This window comes from Streptomyces albiaxialis, assembly GCF_039530985.1.
Taxonomy (GTDB): Bacteria; Actinomycetota; Actinomycetes; order Streptomycetales; family Streptomycetaceae; genus Streptomyces; species Streptomyces albiaxialis.
This window is the reverse complement of sequence record NZ_BAAAPE010000013.1, coordinates 917,492-936,801: the sequence shown is the minus strand read 5'-3', so window position 1 is coordinate 936,801 and position 19,310 is coordinate 917,492. Positions and strand designations below refer to the sequence as shown.

21 protein-coding genes are annotated in these 19,310 nt (G+C 72.8%); 12 read left to right on the top strand and 9 right to left on the bottom strand.

The genetic code is table 11. The features are described from left to right. The first annotated feature begins 32 nt into the window (after nucleotides 1-32). Nucleotides 33-845 carry a S16 family serine protease gene (locus ABD343_RS27840; protein WP_344532081.1) on the top strand — a complete coding sequence of 271 codons (813 nt, stop codon included), beginning with the start codon at nucleotides 33-35 and terminating at the stop codon, nucleotides 843-845. 184 nt (nucleotides 846-1,029) lie between these two features. Here ABD343_RS27840 and ABD343_RS27835 read toward each other — a convergent pair whose 3' ends face one another. Beyond that, nucleotides 1,030-1,506 carry an Lrp/AsnC family transcriptional regulator gene (locus tag ABD343_RS27835; RefSeq protein WP_344532080.1) on the bottom strand — a complete coding sequence of 159 codons (477 nt, stop codon included), beginning with the start codon at nucleotides 1,504-1,506 and terminating at the stop codon, nucleotides 1,030-1,032. A 142-nt stretch (nucleotides 1,507-1,648) separates the two neighbouring features. On the opposite strand from ABD343_RS27835, the gene hppD reads away from it, so the two are divergent. Further along, the gene (hppD, locus tag ABD343_RS27830) at nucleotides 1,649-2,806 is read left to right on the top strand and encodes a 4-hydroxyphenylpyruvate dioxygenase (RefSeq protein ID WP_344532079.1); all 1,158 of its coding nucleotides are present in this window, start codon (nucleotides 1,649-1,651) and stop codon (nucleotides 2,804-2,806) included. A 175-nt stretch (nucleotides 2,807-2,981) separates the two neighbouring features. Next, entirely contained in the window at nucleotides 2,982-4,499 is a 1,518-nt protein-coding gene (locus tag ABD343_RS27825) for a glycosyltransferase family 39 protein (RefSeq protein ID WP_344532078.1), read from the top strand. Nucleotides 4,500-4,703: 204 nt separating this feature from the next. On the opposite strand, the gene surE is transcribed toward ABD343_RS27825, so the two are convergent. Beyond that, nucleotides 4,704-5,660, bottom strand: a complete 957-nt coding sequence (surE, locus tag ABD343_RS27820) for a 5'/3'-nucleotidase SurE (protein ID WP_344532077.1) — start codon at nucleotides 5,658-5,660, stop codon at nucleotides 4,704-4,706. A gap of 133 nt (nucleotides 5,661-5,793) precedes the next feature. Here surE and ABD343_RS27815 point away from each other — a divergent pair, with 133 nt between their 5' ends. Then, the gene (locus tag ABD343_RS27815) at nucleotides 5,794-7,170 is read left to right on the top strand and encodes an FAD-binding oxidoreductase (RefSeq protein ID WP_344532076.1); all 1,377 of its coding nucleotides are present in this window, start codon (nucleotides 5,794-5,796) and stop codon (nucleotides 7,168-7,170) included. A 40-nt stretch (nucleotides 7,171-7,210) separates the two neighbouring features. Here the strand turns inward: ABD343_RS27815 and ABD343_RS27810 are convergent, their stop codons facing one another. Next, entirely contained in the window at nucleotides 7,211-7,471 is a 261-nt protein-coding gene (locus ABD343_RS27810) for a hypothetical protein (protein WP_344532075.1), read from the bottom strand. A gap of 285 nt (nucleotides 7,472-7,756) precedes the next feature. On the opposite strand from ABD343_RS27810, the gene ABD343_RS27805 reads away from it, so the two are divergent. Further along, entirely contained in the window at nucleotides 7,757-8,062 is a 306-nt protein-coding gene (locus tag ABD343_RS27805) for a hypothetical protein (RefSeq protein WP_344532074.1), read from the top strand. Further along, nucleotides 8,055-8,357 (top strand): hypothetical protein, encoded by a 303-nt coding sequence (locus tag ABD343_RS27800; RefSeq protein ID WP_344532073.1) that lies wholly within the window; start codon nucleotides 8,055-8,057, stop codon nucleotides 8,355-8,357. Before ABD343_RS27805 ends, ABD343_RS27800 begins: the two co-directional genes overlap by 8 nt. A 221-nt stretch (nucleotides 8,358-8,578) precedes the next feature. Here ABD343_RS27800 and ABD343_RS27795 read toward each other — a convergent pair whose 3' ends face one another. After that, on the bottom strand, nucleotides 8,579-9,115 hold the full coding sequence (locus tag ABD343_RS27795) for a winged helix-turn-helix transcriptional regulator (RefSeq protein ID WP_344532072.1): 537 nt from the start codon (nucleotides 9,113-9,115) through the stop codon (nucleotides 8,579-8,581). A gap of 115 nt (nucleotides 9,116-9,230) precedes the next feature. On the opposite strand from ABD343_RS27795, the gene ABD343_RS27790 reads away from it, so the two are divergent. Next, complete coding sequence (locus tag ABD343_RS27790) at nucleotides 9,231-10,679, top strand: MFS transporter (protein ID WP_425578282.1); 1,449 nt, start codon at nucleotides 9,231-9,233, stop codon at nucleotides 10,677-10,679. Here the strand turns inward: ABD343_RS27790 and ABD343_RS27785 are convergent. Continuing rightward, nucleotides 10,633-10,959: a hypothetical protein gene (locus ABD343_RS27785; RefSeq protein WP_344532071.1), complete on the bottom strand. Its 327-nt coding sequence runs from the start codon at nucleotides 10,957-10,959 to the stop codon at nucleotides 10,633-10,635. The genes ABD343_RS27790 and ABD343_RS27785 overlap by 47 nt on opposite strands. A gap of 75 nt (nucleotides 10,960-11,034) precedes the next feature. Further along, the gene (locus tag ABD343_RS27780) at nucleotides 11,035-11,511 is read right to left on the bottom strand and encodes an SsgA family sporulation/cell division regulator (RefSeq protein WP_344532070.1); all 477 of its coding nucleotides are present in this window, start codon (nucleotides 11,509-11,511) and stop codon (nucleotides 11,035-11,037) included. 321 nt (nucleotides 11,512-11,832) lie between these two features. Here ABD343_RS27780 and ABD343_RS27775 point away from each other — a divergent pair, with 321 nt between their 5' ends. Together ABD343_RS27775 and ABD343_RS27770 are read left to right on the top strand one after the other, a co-directional pair. Then, nucleotides 11,833-13,461: an RDD family protein gene (locus ABD343_RS27775; RefSeq protein WP_344532069.1), complete on the top strand. Its 1,629-nt coding sequence runs from the start codon at nucleotides 11,833-11,835 to the stop codon at nucleotides 13,459-13,461. A 102-nt stretch (nucleotides 13,462-13,563) separates the two neighbouring features. Next, nucleotides 13,564-14,265 (top strand): RDD family protein, encoded by a 702-nt coding sequence (locus tag ABD343_RS27770; protein ID WP_344532068.1) that lies wholly within the window; start codon nucleotides 13,564-13,566, stop codon nucleotides 14,263-14,265. Nucleotides 14,266-14,340: 75 nt separating this feature from the next. Here ABD343_RS27770 and ABD343_RS27765 read toward each other — a convergent pair whose 3' ends face one another. Continuing rightward, nucleotides 14,341-14,649: a hypothetical protein gene (locus ABD343_RS27765; protein WP_344532067.1), complete on the bottom strand. Its 309-nt coding sequence runs from the start codon at nucleotides 14,647-14,649 to the stop codon at nucleotides 14,341-14,343. A 1,001-nt stretch (nucleotides 14,650-15,650) separates the two neighbouring features. Between ABD343_RS27765 and ABD343_RS27760 the strand changes: the two genes are divergently transcribed. Then, entirely contained in the window at nucleotides 15,651-15,917 is a 267-nt protein-coding gene (locus tag ABD343_RS27760) for a hypothetical protein (RefSeq protein ID WP_344532270.1), read from the top strand. Nucleotides 15,918-15,953: 36 nt separating this feature from the next. Here the strand turns inward: ABD343_RS27760 and ABD343_RS27755 are convergent, their stop codons facing one another. Both ABD343_RS27755 and ABD343_RS27750 read right to left on the bottom strand, forming a co-directional pair. Next, nucleotides 15,954-16,547, bottom strand: a complete 594-nt coding sequence (locus ABD343_RS27755; RefSeq protein WP_344532066.1) for an isochorismatase family protein — start codon at nucleotides 16,545-16,547, stop codon at nucleotides 15,954-15,956. Between the two features lie 116 nt (nucleotides 16,548-16,663). Continuing rightward, entirely contained in the window at nucleotides 16,664-18,004 is a 1,341-nt protein-coding gene (locus ABD343_RS27750; protein ID WP_344532065.1) for a nicotinate phosphoribosyltransferase, read from the bottom strand. A gap of 153 nt (nucleotides 18,005-18,157) precedes the next feature. Between ABD343_RS27750 and clpS the strand changes: the two genes are divergently transcribed. After that, on the top strand, nucleotides 18,158-18,469 hold the full coding sequence (gene clpS / locus ABD343_RS27745; RefSeq protein WP_344532064.1) for an ATP-dependent Clp protease adapter ClpS: 312 nt from the start codon (nucleotides 18,158-18,160) through the stop codon (nucleotides 18,467-18,469). After that, a complete protein-coding gene (locus tag ABD343_RS27740; RefSeq protein WP_344532063.1) occupies nucleotides 18,469-19,107 on the top strand; it encodes a DUF2017 domain-containing protein in 639 nt (212 codons plus the stop codon). The genes clpS and ABD343_RS27740 overlap by 1 nt, the downstream gene beginning before the upstream one ends. Nucleotides 19,108-19,310: the final 203 nt, after the last annotated feature.

Genomic DNA, 19,310 nt, shown 5'->3' with positions numbered 1-19,310 from the left:
GGCGTCCGCCGCCCATCGACTAGATTGCTGGGGTGACCGAGAAGAAGCGCCCGCTCTCCGCCCTGTTCGCGACCCGCCGCCGGACGCTCGCCGTCTGCGCGGTGCCCGTCGTGGCGCTGCTCGCGGTCGCGGCGGCCGCACCGCTGCCGTTCTCGCTCGCGCAGCCCGGCGACACCGCCGACGTCCTGGGGAAGAACGAGGGCGAGCCGGTCATCTCGATCTCCGACGCCCGGGAGGCCCCCGGGACGGGCAAGGGCGGCGGCGAGCTGCTCGCCGTCACGATCGGGGTCACGAACCCGGACGTCACGGTGCGCGCCGCCGACGTGGCGCGTGCGTGGTTCGCCGAGGACCGCGCGGTGATGCCGCGCGAGGCGGCGTACCCGGAGGGCGGCGACAACGTGCGCGAGGTCAAGCGCTCCATCCGCCGGCAGATGAAGGACTCCCAGGACAAGGCCGTCACGGCGGCCCTGCGCCAGCTCGGCAAGAAGCCCGGGGACGTCGAGGTCTCCCTCCGCCTCGGCGACGTCGGCGGCCCCAGTGCGGGCCTGCTCTTCTCCCTCGGCATCATCGACAAGCTCGAAGGAGACCTCACCGGCGGCCGTACGATCGCCGGGACCGGCACCATCGACGCCAAGGGCGAGGTGGGCCCGGTCGGCGGCGTCCCGCTGAAGATGCGCGCCGCCGAGCGCGACGGGGCCTCGCACTTCCTCGTCCCGAAGAAGGAGTGCGGCGAGGCCGAGGCCCAGCGCCCCAAGGGCCTGCGCCTCGTCCCGGTCACGACCCTGGACAAGACCCTGGACACGCTCAAGGACCTGAAGGACGGCCGGAAACTGCCGAGCTGCTAGGGGGTGTCTGACCAATGCCCGCGGCGTCGCGGTGTCCGGCACGCACGCTCGCGGCGTTGCCGAAACGCCCTGGTAGCTCCGCTACGAGGGCGCTCCGGCGCCTTGCGATCGCACGCACCGGACACCGCTCCTTCTCCCGCGCTCATGTGTCAGACACCCACTGGGGCCCGGGCCCCGGCGCCCGTCAGGGCAGCGTGCCCGAGGCCGCCTGGCGCACCAGGGGCACGATCCGCAGCGGCACCGGGTTCTCCATGACGATCGCCGTGGAGGCGCGGACGATGCCGTCGTATCCGACGACCCGGTCGATCACCCGCTGGAGATCGGCGTTCGAACGGGCCACGAGGCGGCAGAGCATGTCGCCGTGCCCGGTCGTCGTGTGCAGCTCCAGCACCTCGGGAACGCCCGCCAAGTGCGCCCGTACATCCGCGCCCTGGCCCTGCTTGATCTCCAGCGTCGCGAACGCGGTCACGGGATAGCCGATGGCCGCCGGGTCCACCTCGGGGCCGAAGCCGCGGATCACCCCGCTCGCCTTGAGCCGGTCCAGCCGCGCCTGCGCGGTGCCGCGCGCGACCCCGAGCCGCCGGGACGCCTCCAGCACCCCGATCCGCGGCTCCTCGGCGAGCAGTTCGAGCAGGCGGCCGTCGAGCCGGTCGATACCCATGGCGGTCCTCTCCGATGCGGTCCGGCAGGAGTGCTGCGCACCTTGTACAGATAGCCCCATGACTCCGGGGCTCGGCTGTACAGGATGCCCAGCGAATGCACAAACTATTGCGCACCTTGTCGCGGGACGGGAGCCTGCCGCCATGACTACTGCATCTCCCCGGGGCACCCACGCGGCCCCCGGAACTGCCCGGCAGGCCGACCCCTTCCCGGTCAAGGGGATGGACGCGGTCGTCTTCGCGGTGGGCAACGCCAAACAGGCGGCGCACTACTACTCCGCGGGCTTCGGCATGAAGCTCGTCGCGTACTCCGGACCGGAGAACGGAAGCCGCGAGACCGCCAGTTACGTCCTGGAGTCGGGCTCCGCCCGGTTCGTCTTCACCTCCGTCATCAAGCCCGCCACCGAATGGGGCCGCTTCCTCGCCGACCACGTCGCCGAGCACGGCGACGGGGTGATCGACCTCGCCATCGAGGTCCCGGACGCCCGCGCGGCCTACGCGTACGCGCTGGAGCACGGCGCCCGCGGCATCGAGGAGCCGCACGAGGTCAAGGACGAGCACGGCACGGTCGTCCTCGCCTCCATCGCCACCTACGGCAAGACCCGCCACACCCTCGTCGACCGCTCCGGTTACGACGGCCCCTACCTCCCCGGCTTCGTCGCGGCGCGGCCGATCGTGGAGCCCCCTGCCAAGCGGACGTTCCAGGCCATCGACCACTGCGTCGGCAACGTCGAGCTGGGCAAGATGGACGAGTGGTGCGCCTTCTACAACAGGGTCATGAGCTTCACGAACATGAAGGAGTTCGTGGGCGACGACATCGCCACCGAGTACAGCGCGCTGATGTCGAAGGTCGTCGCTGACGGCACCAAGAAGGTCAAGTTCCCGATCAACGAGCCCGCGATCGCGAAGAAGAAGTCGCAGATCGACGAGTACCTGGAGTTCTACGGCGGCCCCGGCGTCCAGCACATGGCGCTGGCCACCAACGACATCGTGGCCACCGTGAAGACCATGCGCGCCGCGGGCATCGAGTTCCTCGACGTGCCCGACAGCTACTACGACACCCTCGGCGAGTGGGCGGGCGAGACCCGCGTGCCGGTCGAGATCCTGCGCGAGCAGAAGATCCTCGTCGACCGCGACGAGGACGGCTATCTGCTCCAGATCTTCACCAAGCCGGTCCAGGACCGGCCGACCGTCTTCTTCGAGATGATCGAGCGCCACGGCTCGATGGGCTTCGGCAAGGGCAACTTCAAGGCCCTCTTCGAGGCGATCGAGCGCGAGCAGGAGAAGCGCGGCAACCTCTGAGCCCGCCTCCCCACGCGGGAACCGGAAGGGCCCGTGCTCCCCGACTCCGGGAGCACGGGCCCTTCGCCGTTCCGGGGACCTCCGGGCCGTTTTGACAGGGGCGCCGGGGCACTTGCACGATCATCCGACCCCCCACCGAGATCGCCCCGGGCCCGAAACGGAACTCCCCCCACGCATGGTCACGTCCACCGCGCCCAGCCGCTTCCGCACGCCTGCGGAGCGGAAGTCCCCCGCCCCGCCCGCTCGGCGGCCCCGCCTCGCCCGGGACCTCACCCGGGACAGCCGCACGGTGGCCGTCCTGGCGCCCGCGCTGCTCATGCTCGGCCTGGGCCTGTGGGGGATACGCCGCGAGAACTCGATGTGGCGGGACGAGTCGACGACGTACCAGGTCGCGCACCGGAGCCTGCCCGAGCTGTGGCACATGCTGGGCACCGTCGACATGGTGCACGGGCTGCACTACCTGTTCATGCACGCGGTGTTCGCGGTGTGGGACGGCGGTCTGCTCGCGCTGCGGCTGCCCGCCGTGCTGGCCATGGCCGCCGCCGCTTCGGCGGTCGCGCTCACCGGCCGCCGCCTCGCCGGACCCCGCGCCGGACTCGCCGCGGGCCTGGTCTTCCCGCTCTTCCCGCTCGTACAGAAGTACGCCCAGGAGGGCCGCTCGTACGCGATGGTGTGCGCGGCGGTCGCCTGGTCCACGTACCTGCTGCTACGGGCCCTGGAACGGCCCCGTCCACGGCTCTGGGCGGGGTACGCCGCGGTGCTCGCGGTGGGCTGCCTGCTGAACGAACTGGCCGTCCTCACGCTCCTCGCGCACGGCGCCGTCCTGCTGAGGGAACGCGCCCTGCGCCCGCTGCTGTGGCCCTGGAGCCAGGCGGCCGCCGCCGTCTGCGCGGTGCTGACGCCGCTCGTCGTCGTCAGCAAGGCGCAGGAGGCCCAGCTCGCCCACCTGGAGGCCCCGGGCCCCGCGCAACTGCTGCGCTTCGCGCTGCCGGTGCTGCTCGCGCTGCTGTTCGCCTGCGCGCGCCCGCGCCGCCGGGGCCCGGCCGACCCCCGCACGGCAGCGCTGGCCCTCGCGGTCCTGCCCCCGTCCCTGCTGGTCCTCGTCTCCTCCGTGCGCCCGCTCTACGAGGAGCGGTACGTCGTCTACTCCGCCGTCGGCCTCGCCCTGCTGGGCGGCTTCGCCGTCGAACGGGTACTGCGCGCCCTGCGGCCGTGGGCGGCCGGGCTGCTGACGGTCGCCGTGGTCGCGGCGCTCGTGCCGCTCTGGCTCCCGGTGCGGCAGCCGGAGGTCCACATGGACGACACCAACGCGGTCGCGGACGCCGCGCGCGAGATGACGCGGCGGGGCGACGGCGTGCTCTACGTGCCCGCGCTGCGCCGGGAGGGCAGCCTCTCGCACCCCGCCGAGTACGGGGGCCTGCGCGACCTCGCGCTGGCCCGCACGCCCGCCGCCTCGGGCACGTTGTGGGGCGTCGAACTCCCCGAGGCGCAGATCGGCGCGCGCGTACGGGCCGCACACCGCGTCCTCGTCCTGACCGACCCGCCCTCCCGCGCGGGCGACGCCCCGTTCACGGCCCGGGACGAGGCGAAACTCGCGGCGCTCCGCGAACGCTTCACGCTCTGCGCTCGGCACAACGCCGGCCACATGACGCTGACCCTCTACGCCTCCGACCCCGCACTCTGCACCGACTGAGCGCTTGCCCCTTGCCGGTGCGTCGCGGCCTGCGGCTGCGCTGTGGCTGGCCGCGCCTCTGACGGGGCACGCCCCTGCTCCTCCCGCTGCGCATGGGAGGTCTGCCACTGGGGGTGCCCCCTGCTCGAAGAGCTCGGGGGAGCAGGGCTGGCAAGCGCAGCCCCCATGCCGGGCGCGCACGCACTGCTGGACACGTCAAGGGGCCTACGGGCGCAGCCCCAGAAGGCGGGACTGTGTGCGCCGGACGTCGGGTGAGGAGGGCGGGGGCCGTCCCTCGGCCCACTCGGGGGCGTTCCAGTCCCCCGTAAGAAGGGAGACGCTCACGTCGCCGCGCCGCAGAGCCGACGTGTCGGCGTTCGGGACCGGCTCGGGCGCGTCCGGAGCGACTCCGAGCCGGACCTTGTAGCACTCGGCGCACCCCGCAGGGTCCGGCTCGAAGGAGCGGGTGATCTCCCGCGCGTGCCCCACGTTCGTGAAGGCGAGCCGCCCCCCGTCCGCCGGCTTCGCCGGGTAGTTGACGTTCAGCGAGGCGTGCGCCGGCAGCAGCGCCGCCCCGCGCGGCGCGGTCCGGGCCAGCCGCTCCACCGTCCGTACGGTGAAGGCCACGGCCTGAGGGACGGAGGGGAAGGGATCCTGGGGGTTCGACAGGTCGTACCCGGCGCTCACCGCGAGCGCCGGGATCCCCAGGTCCTGGGCCATCACGGTGGCGCCGACGGTGCCGGAATGGTTCGCGCTGGTACCGGTGTTGGGCCCCGCGTTGACGCCGGAGACGACCAGGTCCGGATCCTTCAGTACGCGTTCCGCGCCGAAGGCGACCGCGTCGCCGGGCGAGCCGGTGACGGACCAGACGCCGGGCTCGGCCTCGACGGCCCGTACGGTCGCGCCGGAGGTGAAGTTGAGGCCCGTACCGCGCCCGGACTGGTCCTCGGCGGGCGCGACGATCACGGCCGTGTGCCCGGCGGCGGCGAGCGCGTCGCGGAGCCGGTGGATGTACGGGTGCCGGTAGCCGTCGTCGTTGGAGACGAGGATCCGCAGCCCGGCCCTCTCCCGCTCGGCGGCGGCGCGTTCGGCGGGCTGCGCGCCCGCGACACCCGATCCGGCGACGAGTCCCGCGACCCCCAGCGCGGCGGCCAGTGCGGCGACGGCTCTCCGTATGCGCATGCGCCCTCTCCCTCCCGGGACGAACACGAGCGGTCGCGGAACCTTAGAGCTGACGGGCCGTCACTTCAAGGCACGCTCGACAGATCGTTTCCGGCGGGTTCCGTACGCCCCGCGCGCCTGCGAGCCTGAGCACATGAGCGAGCTGACCGAGCTGACCGTGCGCCTGCGGGACGGGCTCCCGGAGGACGCGGTCCTCACCGACCCCGATGTCCTCGGTACCTACGCCAACGACATGGCCAGCTTCTGCCCGGCCGGAGCCCCCGCCGTCGCCGTGCTGCCCCGCACCGCCGAGGAGGTCCAGCACGTCATGCGGACGGCGAGCGCGCTGGGCGTGCCGGTCGTGCCGCAGGGCGCGCGCACGGGCCTGTCGGGCGCGGCGAACGCCACGGACGGCTGCGTCGTCCTCTCGCTCGTGCGGATGAACCGCATCCTGGAGATCAACCCCGTCGACCGGATCGCGGTCGTCGAGCCCGGCGTGGTCAACGCCGTGCTCTCCCGCGAGGTCAACGCGCACGGCCTCTTCTACCCGCCGGACCCCTCCAGTTGGGAGGAGTGCACCATCGGCGGCAACATCGGCACCGCGTCCGGCGGCCTGTGCTGCGTGAAGTACGGGGTCACCGCCGAGTACGTGCTGGGCCTCGACGTCGTGCTCGCCGACGGCCGGCTGATGAGCACGGGCCGCCGCACCGCCAAGGGCGTCGCCGGATACGACCTGACCAGGCTCTTCGTCGGCTCCGAAGGCAGCCTCGGGATCGTCGTGAAGGCGACCCTCGCGCTGCGCGCGGAGCCGCCCCGGCAGCTCGCGCTCGCCGCCGAGTTCCCCTCGGCCGCCGCGGCCTGCGACGCGGTGTGCCGGATCATGGAGGCCGGGCACACGCCCGCGCTGCTGGAGCTGATGGACCGTACGACGCTCCGCGCGGTGAACGCCCTGACGAAGATGGACCTGCCCGAGACCACCGAGGCCCTCCTCCTCGCCGCCTTCGACACCCCGGAGCCGGGCCCGCAGCTCGCGGCGGTGGGGGAGCTGTGCGCCGCTGCGGGGGCCAGCGAGGTCGTACCGGCCGAGAGCGCGGCCGAGTCGGAGCTGCTGCTCCAGGCGCGGCGGACGGCGCTGGTCGCGCTGGAGGCCGTCAAGGGCACGACGATGATCGACGACGTCTGCGTCCCGCGCAGCGAACTGGCGGCCATGCTGGAGGGCACGGCCGCCATCGCCGACAAGCACGGGCTGACGATCGGGGTCTGCGCGCACGCCGGGGACGGGAACACCCATCCGACGGTCTGCTTCGACGCCTCGGACGAGGACGAGTCACGCCGCGCCCGCGAGTCGTTCGACGAGATCATGGCCCTGGGCCTCAGCCTGGGCGGCACGATCACGGGCGAACACGGCGTGGGTGTGCTCAAGAAGGAATGGCTGGCCCGCGAACTGGGGCCGGTGGGGCTGGAGATGCAACGCGCGGTCAAGGCCGTCTTCGACCCTCAGGGCATTCTCAACCCGGGCAAGCTCTTCTGAGCGCACCGGGCGGAAGAGGGCATGCGACGGCCTTGCCGCGTCAGGGGATCAGCAGCAGCTCACGCGTCCTGCCGTCCCGGTCGACGATCTGGATCTTGCTCCCCTTTGCCGCCTCGGACTCGATCAGATCGTAGACGGCGCAGGCGCGGCGGACCGTTTCGGTGATCGAGACGCCCCTCCGCTTGTGCTTCTGGAGCACCTCCGCCGTCGCCTCACTGATGTTGACACTGAGCCGGGTGCCGGCGCCGGAACGGGCGCCGCCGGGCTCTGTACGGGTAACAGCGTTCTCCATGTCCGACATGGGAGGACTCCTCTTCGCCTTGGGGCAGCCCGGACTCCCCCGGTGCCGTACGCGCGCTTCTGTCCTTGCCATCTCAGGATGCGTGGCTGACACGCATCGTGTCAACCCGTCATGCGCACCGCATGCACATACGATGTGTATCCAGTGTGTATCAATCCCGCCTGAACTGCTGATTCGATGCGGCAGGTGCATGGTAGTCTTTCCGTTCCGTACAGTGACGGGAACTGCCCGCCGTGCTCGAACGTCCGCGAAATCAGGGGGAGTTGCGGAGAGGGGGTGACCGGAATGTCGACTTCACAGGACCCGCGCGCCCGGCAGGACCACACACCGGCTCCCTGCCCGTTCGCCCGGTCCGCCGCCGGTGCGCAGGGGAGCGTGCTGCTGGAGGCCGGGTTCGACTGCCCCCGGCTCCGCGCGCCGGACGCCGCCGTGCACGCGTACGCCGACCGGGTCCCGGCCGGTGCCGGGGCGCGCGGCGGGGCCGCGCACTGCCTGGTGGAGGACGAGGTTCCGGGCGCCGGTGCCGTCTTCTCCCTGGAGGAGGCGGGGGTCGCCGAGTGCGAGCCGGGCACCGGAGGGTGCCGTGGCTGAGCCGCCGGAGCCCGCGCTGCGCCTCACGGAGCTGTCGGAGGACGAGCCGCCCGGGGAGGCCCAGGTCTTCTCGACGCCGGAGATGCACATCCACGAGACGCGCCGCGCGCTCGCCCTCCGCCTCTTCTGGCTCGTCGGCGTCATCGCCGTGCTGCCGGTCCTCGCGCTGATCTTCCAGCGCTGGACGAAGTTCAGCGACGCCGACTTCCGCGAGGTCAGCACCCTCTTCACCCCGGTGGTTGCCCTCGCCAGCGCCGCCTTCGGCTTCTTCTTCGGCTCCGACCAGCGCCGTTAGCCCGGCGGGGCCCGCCGCTCCTCGCCCGCGAGCCCTTTCCGCGCGGGGCAGGGGCTGCCCCTTGCGCGCCGTTGCCGGGTGCCGCTGCGAGCCTGGCTCGGCGCGCAGTTCCCCGTGCCCCCGAATCCACCCCTCCGGGACGTGCCCCGTCAGGGGCGCGGGGAACTGCGCGAGCGGCCACGACGCGGCCGCGGACCGCGGTGTACGGCAAGGGGCACCCCCTAGACGGAGGTCTCCAGCGGGACCAGAAGGCGGTGCGGGGTGAGGAGGGCGCGGCTCACCGGGTCCTGGCGGTCCGGGTGGTCCGCGCCCGGGCCCGGGTGCAGCTCGATGTCCTCGGGCGGCACCGCGCCCACCCCGCACTCCTCGCAGCCCCCGCCGGGGGAGAGGCGGCGGCCGCACGCCGCGTGCGCGTAGATCCTGCGTGCCGGCTGTGAGCCCAGGGCGTGGGCCTCGCCCCAGGACAGCAGGGCGTAGAGCGCGGGCCAGAGCTGGCGGCCCTTGTCGGTGAGCACGTACTCGTCGCGGGGCGGGGAGTCCGCGTACCGCCGCTTGTCGAGGACGCCCGCCTCGGTCAGCGTCCGCAGCCGCCCGGAGAGCACCGCGCGCGGGATGTCGAGGTGGGCGAGGAAGTCGCTGTAGCGCCGCACGCCGTAGAACGCGTCGCGGATGACCAGCATCGTCCAGCGCTCGCCGACCAGCTCCAGCGTCCGGGCGAGCGAGCAGTCCTGCATCGCGTAGCCCTTTTTCAGTGCCATGAGGGCCAGCTTACCCGCCCTTGGTTCATTCAATGAACCCGTGCGTGCTACGGTCCACCGCGTTCGTCAGTTCGTTCATTGAACTCAGTTCGTTCACAGAACTTAGGAGTACGCAGTGGAGACCCTGCCCCGGCCCCGGCGGGCCCCCGTGCGGCCCCCCGCGCAGGCATCCGTGCGCGGCGCCAGCGCGGTCCTCGCCACCGTCAGCCTCGCGACGCTCGTCGCGCTCATGAACTACGCCGCGCCGATGCTCACGCTCCCCGGCATGACCGCCTCGTTCGGCACCGGCGTCTCCGGCCAGGCGTGGCTGCTCAACGGGATCGCGCTCGGCCTCGCGGCGCTGCTGCTCGTCGCGGGCAGCCTCGCCGACGACTACGGGCGCAAGCGCGTCTTCGTCACCGGCACCGTCGTCCTCGCCGTCACCGTCGCGCTCGGCGCCGTCGCCCCCTCGACCCTGACCTTCACCCTCGCCCGCGTCGCCCAGGGCGGGGCCAGCGCGGCGATCATCGCCAGCAGCCTGGGCCTCCTCGCGCAGGCGTTCCCCGCGGGGCCCGCGCGCATACGCGCCATGGGCGTCTGGGGCGCGGCCCTGAGCGGCGGCATCGCCGTGGGCCCCGTCGCCGCCGCCGGGCTCGGCACCCTCGACTGGCGCGTCGGCTACGCCCTCTACGCCGCCGCCTCGCTCGTCCTGGCCGCCGTCGCCGCCCGTACGCTCACCGAGTCCCGCAGCCCGCGTCCGGGCAGGCCCGATCTGTTCGGCGCCGTCGTGCTCGGCCTCGCGCTGACCGCGCTGCTCGCCGCGCTCACCGTCGGCAGGGACGGCTGGCTGAGCCCCGCCGTGGGGGAGCTGGCTGCCGCGGCCGTCGTGCTGCTCGCCGCGTTCGTCGTGGTCGAGCGCCGCAGCTCCGCGCCCATGATCGACCTCGGGCTCTTCCGCCGCCCGGCGTTCCTCGCCGCGACCTCCAGCGCGCTGTTCACCGGTCTCGGCGTGATCGGGCTGTTCAGCTACTTCCCCGCGCTGCTCCAGCAGACCGTGGGCATGTCCGCGCTCGGCACGGCGTGGCTGCTGTGCCTGTGGTCCGCCGTCGCGCTGCTCGTCGCGCTCCAGGCCAAGCGGCTGCCGGAACGCTTCTCCGCGCGCCATCAACTCGCGCTCGGCTTCGTCCTCTCCGCGCTCGGCGCGCTGAGCATGCTGGGCGCCATGTCCTCCGGTTCCTGGGTCCGTACGCTCCCCGGCTGGCTCGTGGCCGGGGTCGGCAGCGGGCTGCTCAACGCCGCGATGCCCCGCGCCGCCGTCGAGAGCGTGCCCTCGGACCGCGCCTCGATGGGCTCGGGCGCCAACAACACGGCGCGCTACATCGGTTCGTCCATGGGGCTCTCCCTCACGATCGTCATCGCCACCTCGGCCGGTTCCGGACACGGCGGCGATCCCGCGCGCGCCCTCGCACACGGTGCCGACCACGCCCTGCTGGCGGGCGTGGGCCTGATGCTCGCGGGCGCCGTGGGCGCCCTCGCGTTCAGGGAACGACGTACGGCCAGGACGCGTGCCGCGGCCGCTCGCTGACCGTCTCCGTGTGGACGCGCTCCGGGGGCACGCTGGCCAGCTCCAGGAGCGCCACCAGCTCCCGTTCGAGAACGGGCGTGTAGAGCGCCCGTTCCTCCGGGGTCATCTGGATGTCGATGGGTTCGTTGCGGCAGGCGAACGCCGCGTTGACGCCGCTCATCAGTTTGAGCAGCAGCTCGAAGGAAGCCGGGTCGAGACGCTCCGCGAGGTCACGGAGACGGGCTCCCACGCGGAGGCGGACCTCCTGCTCGCGCGGTCCGTGCGCATCCTCATGAGGCATGGGCGGAATGATGGCGGATTTCCTTTCACTCACGGTCGTATTCCGGCATTCCTCCGGCGAGTACGGGCCGTTCCTCTACGATCCGCTCTCGCCGCCTTCATCGCTCTGCCACGGGTCCCGCAGATACAGGTCGTCGCGAGGGGTCGGCGCGAGCAACTCGCTCAACCCCTCGTCGATCCCCAGCGCCTCGTGCTCCTGCCCCGGGGGCACCACGCGCAACGTCCGCTCCAGCCACGCCGACAGCGCCAGTGACGGCGCCTCCAGCAGCGCGTCCCCGTCCGGGGACGTCAGCGCCATGCAGATCACCTCCCTCGACTCGACCTTGGTCGGCCAGACCCGCACGTCCCCCTGGCCGCACGGCCGGAAGACGCCCTCGACGAGCAGCTCGCGCGAGAACGTCCAGTGCACGGGGAACTCGGAGCCCAGGTGGAAGGTGACATGGACGGCGAACGGGTCGTCCGAGCGGTAGCTGAGCCGGGCCGGTACGGGGACGCTGCGCTCCGGGGAGAGGACCAGCTTCATCTCCAGCTCGCGTTCCACGACGGTGTGCATGAGGTGTGCCCTTTCGTTGTGCCGTGCCGCGTGTGCGGCGGGTGCACTGGAGAGAGAGGGCAGGCCGTGGTTCGTCACACGGGTTCCGGGGACTTTCTCGGAATTTTTTTCCGGCGGACGTCGGCCGGATGTGCGCCGGGACGTCCGCGGGGTCGCTCGAACGCGGTCAACCGGGCGGTCTCCCTCCGCCCGGAGCCGTCTTCTTCGTTACTGTCCTCCTTGGACGGGCGGAGGTTCCCCCGCCGGGCCGCAGCGGTGACCAGCGAGGCCGCGACACCGCTGCCAGGTCAAGTGTGTCGGTCATGAGGGGAGTTGGGGTCAGTGGGACCCTCCGGTGCGAGCGGTGAGGTACCTCGTTCGGGGTATTACCCGGATCCGTCCATCCCCGGATACATCCGTTACTGGAACGGTTCGTCGTGGGTCCCGGGCACCAGTCGCCCCGAGCCCCGCGAGGGCGAGCCGATGCCCGAGCCGCCCGCCGGCGCGGCGGCCCCTCCGGCCGCCCCGGCCGGGCCCGCGCTCGCCTCGTCGCCCGCGGGGCCCCCGCGGCGGACGGAACCGGAGGAGACGGGCCCGGTGTTCCTCGACGAGGACGAAGGGCCGGACGAGGCGGGCGGGATCGGCGCCCTGCCCGAACTGCGCCCGGGCGGAGCCCCGGGCGGGTCTTCCGACGGCCCCTCCGGCGGTGCTTCCGCGTGGCAGGCGGACGCGGCCCGGCAGGCGGGCCCCGACGGCGAGCACGAGGGCCGCATCTCGTGGCCCGAGCCCGAGGGTGGCGGCGACTCCGGGCGCGGCGGCGAGGGACGTACGGCGTCCGACCCGCGCGGCGACTGGGGCGGCGGCGAGTCCGAGAGGCCCGAAGCCGCCGAACGGCCGCGCGCGGAGGGCGGGGACGAGCCGCCCGCCTCCGGCGCCGCGTCCGCGCCCGCGTCCGCGCCCGCGGCCCAGGGGCCGCAGGTGCCGGGGCAGGGCAAGCGCGAGCACACGGTCGGGCTGCGCCGCTCCGAAGTCCTCGGCAACGGCGGCCCGTCGCCGACCGCGAACCCCTCCTCGTCCCCCTCTCCCTCTCCCTCTCCTTCACCGTCCGGCCGGCGCGTGCCGGGCCAGGGCGGTGCGTCGGCCTCCGCCGCGGCGCCCGCCGCCTCGGCCCCCGCCCGTACGACGCCAACGTCGCCAACGTCGCCGACGACGCCCGCGCAGAGCCCCGCATCCGCATCCGCGCCCGCCTCGGCCGCGAATCCCGCGCCTCCCTGGCAGCAGCAGGTGCAGGAACTGGCCGCGCCCGCCGCCGCTTCGGCCGCCCCGCCCCCGTCCTCGCCGACCACACCGGCCACGCCGTTCCCCGGTGCCGGTGCCGGTGCCGGTGCCGGGCTCCCGGCGCAGCCGCAGAGCGGCGGGCCCGACGCCGTCACGCCCTGGCGGCCCCCGGTGGAGGACCCGTTCGCGCACGCGCTGCGGCAGGCGCGGCCCGCGGGGCTCGGCAGGCGGCTGGGCGCCCGGCTGGTCGACCTCGTGCTCACGCTGGCCGTGGGCGGCGGCGTCGCGTTCCCGTTCGTCGCCAAGGCGACCGACCACATCGACGACAAGATCGACGCGGTCGAGCAGGCGGGCGTCACCAAGCAGGTCTGGCTGATCGACGGGACGACGGGCGGCTATCTCGCGATCGTCCTCGGCGCCCTGCTCGTCTTCGGCCTGCTGTACGAGGTGCTGCCGACCGCGCGGTGGGGAAAGACGCCCGGCAAGAAGCTGTTCGGGGTCACGGTGCTGGACGTCGAGCGGCAGGACCCGCCCGGCTTCGGCGCCGCGCTGACGCGCTGGCTGATGTACGGGGTGCTGGGACTGCTCGTGGTCGGGGTGGTCAACGTGCTGTGGTGCGTGTTCGACAAGCCCTGGCGCCAGTGCTGGCACGACAAGGTGGCACGCACGTTCGTGGCGGGCCCCGCGCGCTGACGTCCGTACGGACCCGTCCGCCGACGTCCGTACGGGCCACGCGCGTCCCCCGAACAGCACGCAGCGGATGCGCGCTCACGGGCCGGGCGTTCCACTCGGGCCATGAGCACGGAGCAGCCCGAGAACGATCCGTTCCGGAAACCGGAGCAGCCCGAGCAGCCGTCGCCGCCCCCCTCGTCGCCGGGCGGCGGGGGCTCGCCGTACGACAGCGCGCCTCCGCCCCCTCCGCCGCCGCCCGGCGGAGGGGAAGGCGCCGCCGGTCCGTACGGCGGCGGTCCCTACGGTGGCCCCGGTCCCCATGACGGCCCCGGCCCCGGTCCCTACGACAACCCCTACGGCGGCACCATGGGCGCCGCCGACCCCCTCGCCGGGATGCCGCCGCTCGCCTCGCGGGGCAAGCGGCTGGTGGCCCGGATCATCGACGCCCTCATCATCGGCATTCCGGTCGGTGTCGTGGTCGGTCTCGCGCAGGGCGGCTACTCGACCGACACCGGTCAGACGTACTGGCAGCAGGCGGTCTACACCCTCGTCTACCTGATCTACGAGGGCCTCATGCTGACGACGCGGGGCCAGACGGTCGGCAAGAAGCTGATGAAGATCCGCGTGGGGATGCTCTCCGACGGCACGGTCCCGCACGGGACACCCGGCTGGTTCCGCGCCGCCACCTACTCCCTGCCCGCGCTCGTCCCCTGTCTGGGTTTTCTGTTCTGGCTCGTGAACGTGCTGTTCTGCACCTGGGACAAGCCCTATCAACAGTGCGTCCACGACAAGGCCGCCCGGACCGTCGTCGTCGCCACCGACTGACCGGCCGCTCGAAGAGGTGACCGAACGGCCCTTGCGGGCTGACCCGGCCCGTCGCTCCGGGTCAGCGCCGCAGGGTCAGCGCCGCAGGGTGGGCTCCGCGATCCGTGCCGCGGCGGCCGGAGCGGCGGCCGCGGCGGTGGTGGAGGCGGGCTGCTGGACGGGGACCGGGGTCCCCTGCGCCGCGCCGACTGCCGTCGCCCGTTTGCGCGTTGCGCGCGGAGCGGGAGCGGTGAGCGCGACGAGTACGCCAAGGGCAAGTGCCGCGAACGCGATCACTATCACCCCGAGGCCCGAACGGGCCTGTGAGAGCAGCAGCATGGCGAGCGCGGAGCAGATGACGGTGGCAGATCCGTAAGCGAACTGTGCGACATTCGGACGCGGCATGGCGGATCCGTCCTCGGGGGGTGAGGTCAGAGTGGACGTCGAACGGGTCGTTGCACGGCCCTCGTTGCCTCGGTACAAACGGGGCGCCATCGAACGACTCTACGGTCCGGGATGCCCTGGCGGAAAGCCGGGTAAGCGTGACCTAACCCACGCCGCTGTTGCACAGGGGGCGCACTGGCGCACGGGGTCCCAGGAATCCCAACTCGTGGACGGCGTAGTCCTCTTGTGTGACGCGTCGTCCGCTCGCGGCGCGACCCCTCCGCCGGGGGTGGCGCCGGGGTCGCACGGGGGCGCGTGGGGGAGGACGTACCGGTGTTCGCATCCGCTATCTGACGGGGAGTTGAACCGCCCCTGGCGGTCCCGGGTGCCCCGTGCCGCGTGGGGTCGGGGGCCCCGCTTCCCCAACTATGGCCCACCCGCCCGTGGTTGATCCGTACGGTGGTCCCGCGCGGCCCCCGCGAGGGGTGGAAGAGGGGGTCGCGAGGGGCGTCAGGGTGCGGGAAATTCCAGCTCAAGGGACATTCTGCAGAGAAGCGGGCATAGCGTGACCAAGGTCACGACGAGGGTGATCGAATCACCCCTGCACATGCCAATGACAAGATCCACGGCGGGGTCCCGAGGTTTGACGATCATGGTGTGTGCAACCCAGGGATGAATTTGTTTGCATCGTTGCAGGTCAAAACATGATCACCCGTTACCCCCCTGGCGGTGGGAGCGCGATCGCGTTTAGATGCCTCCTGTGAGGGTTCCTCGACCGGGGCCTCACGTGACCACCCGAAGCAAGTCTCACGGGGGAGATGATGTACATGTCAGGAGGCGGATTCGTCAGGCTGCCGGACGGCAGCGTGATCGTCGCGCTCAGCCTGCCCCGCCCGCGCCCGCAGGGCGCCGGGGCGAGCGGTGCCCTGCGGTTCCCGGGGACGCCCCGAGGGGCCCGGACGGGCGCCGCGGGCCCCCTGCGGTCCCGCCGCTGGTCCGCGCAGGCGGACGAGCCGCACACGGTGCGTGCCGCGGACCCCCGGCGGCCCGGGGACGAGCCACGCGTCCGCGTGCTCGTCCACGCCCAGAACCGCGCCCGGGCCCTGACCCGGCTGCGGAACCTCGGCCTGCGCGCGATCTATCTGAACGGGAACGCGGAGCCGCCGACCGCCGACGAGGTCACGGCCGTGCTGCACCACCCCGAGGGGCTGGTCTGGCGCGCCGTCCCCGAGGACGACCGCGAGTCCTGGCACCCCATCGCCTCGCTGCTCCGGGTCGGCACCGCCTAGGCGCCGCCCCGGCCTCCGGGAGCCGGGGGAGCGGGGCTACGCCGCGGAGACCACCGGCTTCCCCGTCAGCTCGACCCCCGCCTCGCGCAGCGCGTCCAGCGCGCGCTGCGTGGTGCCCTCGGCGACGCCCGCCGTGAGGTCCAGCAGCACATGGACCCGGAAGCCCTCGCGGGCGCCGTCGAGCGCCGTGGCGCGCACGCAGTGGTCGGTGGCGAGGCCGACGACGTCGATCTCGGTCACCTCGCGGGCCCGCAGCCACTCGGCGAGCGACGTCCCGTTCTCGTCGGCCCCCTCGAAGCCGCTGTACGCGGCGGTGTAGGCGCCCTTGTCGAAGACCGCGTCGATCGAGCCCGAGGCGACGACCGGCGCGAAGTTCGCGTGGAAGCCGACGCCCTCGGTGCCCGCGACGCAGTGCGGGGGCCAGGAGTGCTCGAAGTCGGGGTGCTCGGAGAAGTGGTCCCCGGGGGAGATGTGGAAGTCGCGCGTCGCCACCACGTGGCGGTACCCCGCGGAGGAGTCCGCCACGAGATCGGTGATCGCGGCGGCCACGTCGGCCCCGCCGGAGACCGCGAGGCTGCCGCCCTCGCAGAAGTCGTTCTGCACATCGACGACGATCAGTGCCCGGTGCATGGTGCACACCCTTCGGTCGGCTCGCTTCTGAGACTAGACGCGTACGCGCGTGTTCGGCAGTGCGCCTTCGCCGAGGCCCGCTGTCCTCGGGAGGTCTGCCACCGGGGGTGGCCCCTCTACCCCTGTGGGCGGAGCTGCTCCGTCGGGAGGACCGCCTCGCCCCGCGAGAGCTGTTTGGCGGACATCGGGAGCCGCTCCAGCGTCGCCCGGTGGCGGTCGCGGGCCGCCAGGAGGGGCTCGCGGCCGACGACGGTGCCGTCCTTGACCAGCTCGACCTGGAGCCCGTGCGGCGCCAGCTCGTCCGGGACCGGGCCGCTGCCGACGACCTCGGCCTCCGCCACCCCGTCGGCGTCCAGCGGCCGGGCCGCCCACTTGGCGCCGCCGACGGACGTCTTGCCGCCCATCGAGCGCTTGGCGACGGGCCGGAGCGGCGCGTCCGGGGCGTCCGAGTCGGCGCGGGCCACCAGCTTGTAGACCATCGAGCAGGTGGGGTGACCGCTGCCCGTGACGAGCTGGGTGCCGACCCCGTACGCGTCGACCGGCGCGGCGGCCAGCGAGGCGATCGCGTACTCGTCGAGGTCGCTGGTGACGACGATCTTGGTCTTCTCCGCGCCCAGCTCGTCGAGCTGCTGGCGCACGCGGTGCGCGAGGAGCAGCAGGTCGCCCGAGTCGATCCGGACGGCGCCCAGGCCGGGGCCCGCGACCTCCACGGCCGTACGCACCGCCTCCGCCACGTCGTACGTGTCCACCAGCAGCGTCGTGCCGTTGCCCAGCGAGTCGACCTGGGCCTGGAAGGCGTCGCGCTCGGTGTCGTGCAGCAGGGTGAAGGCGTGGGCGCTGGTGCCGACCGTCGGAATCCCGTACCGGAACCCGGCGGCGAGGTCGGAGGTGGTGTCGAAGCCGCCGACGTACGCCGCGCGGGAGGCGGCGACCGCGGCCAGCTCGTGGGTGCGCCGGGCGCCCATCTCGATCAGCGGGCGCCCGCCCGCGGCGACGGCCATCCGGGAGGCCGCCGCGGCGACCGCCGAGTCGTGGTTGAGGATCGAGAGGATCACCGTCTCCAGCAGCACGCACTCGGCGAAGCTGCCCTCGACGCGCAGCAGCGGGGAGCCGGGGAAATACACCTCGCCCTCGGGGTATCCGAGGATGTCGCCGCTGAAGCGGTAGTCCGCGAGCCACTCCAGGGTCGGGCCGTCGACGACGTCGCCCGCGCGCAGGAACTCCAGCATCCGGTCGTCGAAGCGGAAGTTCTCCACCGCGTCGAGCACCCGGCCCGTGCCGGCCACCACCCCGTACCGCCTGCCCTCGGGGAGTCTGCGGGTGAAGACCTCGAAGACGGAGCGCCGCTCCGCCGTGCCCGCGCGGAGCGCGGCCTGGAGCATCGTCAGCTCGTACTGGTCGGTGAACAGCGCCGTCGAGGGCACGGTCACCGGCAGCCCCGTATCTGCCTCGTTCACGTTCGGTCCCACCTCGCGAGTTCGTTCGGTCAGGCTGAGCGTACCCCACATCTCGTCAGCTTGACGATATGCGTCGGAGGGTCCCGCCGCGGGCCGCGTCGCGGGCTTCGCCGGGGGCCCGCGTTTGCGCGGGTGCCCCGGCCGGGTGGCAGCATGGGACACGTGAGTGTCGCCCCTACGGAGATCGAGCGCCCGGAGTCGGCCGAGGAGCACGTCGAGGTGCCGGAGCCCGACGTGCCCTGGGTGACGGTCGTCCACAACGACCCGGTCAACCTGATGAGCTATGTGACCTACGTGTTCCAGGCGTACTTCGGCTATTCGAAGGAGAAGGCGAAGAAGCTGATGCTGGACGTGCACCACAAGGGGCGGGCGATCGTGTCCAGCGGAAGCCGCGAGGAGATGGAGCGCGACGTGCAGGCGATGCACGGCTACGGCCTGTGGGCGACCTTGACGCAGGACCGCTGATGGCGGGCCATTTCGAGTCCGTGGACGGCGGCGGCGCCGCCATCGCGCTGGACGAGGTCGAGATCTCCATCCTGCGCAGCCTCACCGTCCAGCTCCTGGAGCTGATCGGTCCCGGCGCCGAGTCCGCCGAGTCCTCCGGGACCCCGGAGAAGCTGGAGGGCATGGACGGGCTGGAGGACGTGGCCTGGCCCTTCGCCGACGGGCCCTCCGAGCCCCCGGCCGACCCGGCCCTCGCCCGGCTCTTCCCGGACGCCTACGGTCCGGGGCCGGACGACGCGGACGCCAAGCCGGACGAGCTGGAGGAGGCCCGCACGGCCTCCTCGGAGTTCCGCCGCTACACGGAGAACGATCTGCGGGCCCGCAAGCGCGAGGACGGCCTCGCCGTGGTCCGCGCCCTCGACGGGCTCACGCCCGGCGACCGCGGCGCGGTGCTCACGCTCACCCCGGACGACTCCCGGCAGTGGCTCGGCGCGCTCAACGACCTCCGGCTCGCCATCGGCACCCGGCTGGACGTCAGCGACGAGGACGGCGGCGAGATGTACGCACTGCCGGACTCCGATCCGCGTAAACCGATGGTAATGGCCTATCTCTGGCTCGGGGGGCTTCAGGAGACCCTGGTGGAGACCCTGATGGACTGAAGCGAGGCTTCCGGAAATTGCCAGGAGCGTCGCACGCGTTTGCGCCTGGCACCTCTCGCTTCTCCCGGTGTTGTCGGCATTTTCCGTGCACGCGGGTCGCATCACGTCGATATCTGGTCATGTCCGGGCGTTCAGCGCGTCGATTATGCCCGCTTCGTCATCCTTCACCCCTCGCGATGTGTTCGTTATCCGATCCTGTGATT

Coding starts and splice junctions, on each gene's coding strand:
- ABD343_RS27835 (WP_344532080.1), bottom strand. CDS start 1,506: ATGGGTATCGACCGGCTCGACGGCCGCCTGCTCGAACTGCTCGCCGAG.
- hppD (WP_344532079.1), top strand. CDS start 1,649: ATGACTACTGCATCTCCCCGGGGCACCCACGCGGCCCCCGGAACTGCC.
- ABD343_RS27825 (WP_344532078.1), top strand. CDS start 2,982: ATGGTCACGTCCACCGCGCCCAGCCGCTTCCGCACGCCTGCGGAGCGG.
- surE (WP_344532077.1), bottom strand. CDS start 5,660: ATGCGCATACGGAGAGCCGTCGCCGCACTGGCCGCCGCGCTGGGGGTC.
- ABD343_RS27815 (WP_344532076.1), top strand. CDS start 5,794: ATGAGCGAGCTGACCGAGCTGACCGTGCGCCTGCGGGACGGGCTCCCG.
- ABD343_RS27810 (WP_344532075.1), bottom strand. CDS start 7,471: ATGTCGGACATGGAGAACGCTGTTACCCGTACAGAGCCCGGCGGCGCC.
- ABD343_RS27805 (WP_344532074.1), top strand. CDS start 7,757: ATGTCGACTTCACAGGACCCGCGCGCCCGGCAGGACCACACACCGGCT.
- ABD343_RS27795 (WP_344532072.1), bottom strand. CDS start 9,115: ATGGCACTGAAAAAGGGCTACGCGATGCAGGACTGCTCGCTCGCCCGG.
- ABD343_RS27785 (WP_344532071.1), bottom strand. CDS start 10,959: ATGCCTCATGAGGATGCGCACGGACCGCGCGAGCAGGAGGTCCGCCTC.
- ABD343_RS27780 (WP_344532070.1), bottom strand. CDS start 11,511: ATGCACACCGTCGTGGAACGCGAGCTGGAGATGAAGCTGGTCCTCTCC.
- ABD343_RS27770 (WP_344532068.1), top strand. CDS start 13,564: ATGAGCACGGAGCAGCCCGAGAACGATCCGTTCCGGAAACCGGAGCAG.
- ABD343_RS27765 (WP_344532067.1), bottom strand. CDS start 14,649: ATGCCGCGTCCGAATGTCGCACAGTTCGCTTACGGATCTGCCACCGTC.
- ABD343_RS27755 (WP_344532066.1), bottom strand. CDS start 16,547: ATGCACCGGGCACTGATCGTCGTCGATGTGCAGAACGACTTCTGCGAG.
- clpS (WP_344532064.1), top strand. CDS start 18,158: ATGGGACACGTGAGTGTCGCCCCTACGGAGATCGAGCGCCCGGAGTCG.
- ABD343_RS27740 (WP_344532063.1), top strand. CDS start 18,469: ATGGCGGGCCATTTCGAGTCCGTGGACGGCGGCGGCGCCGCCATCGCG.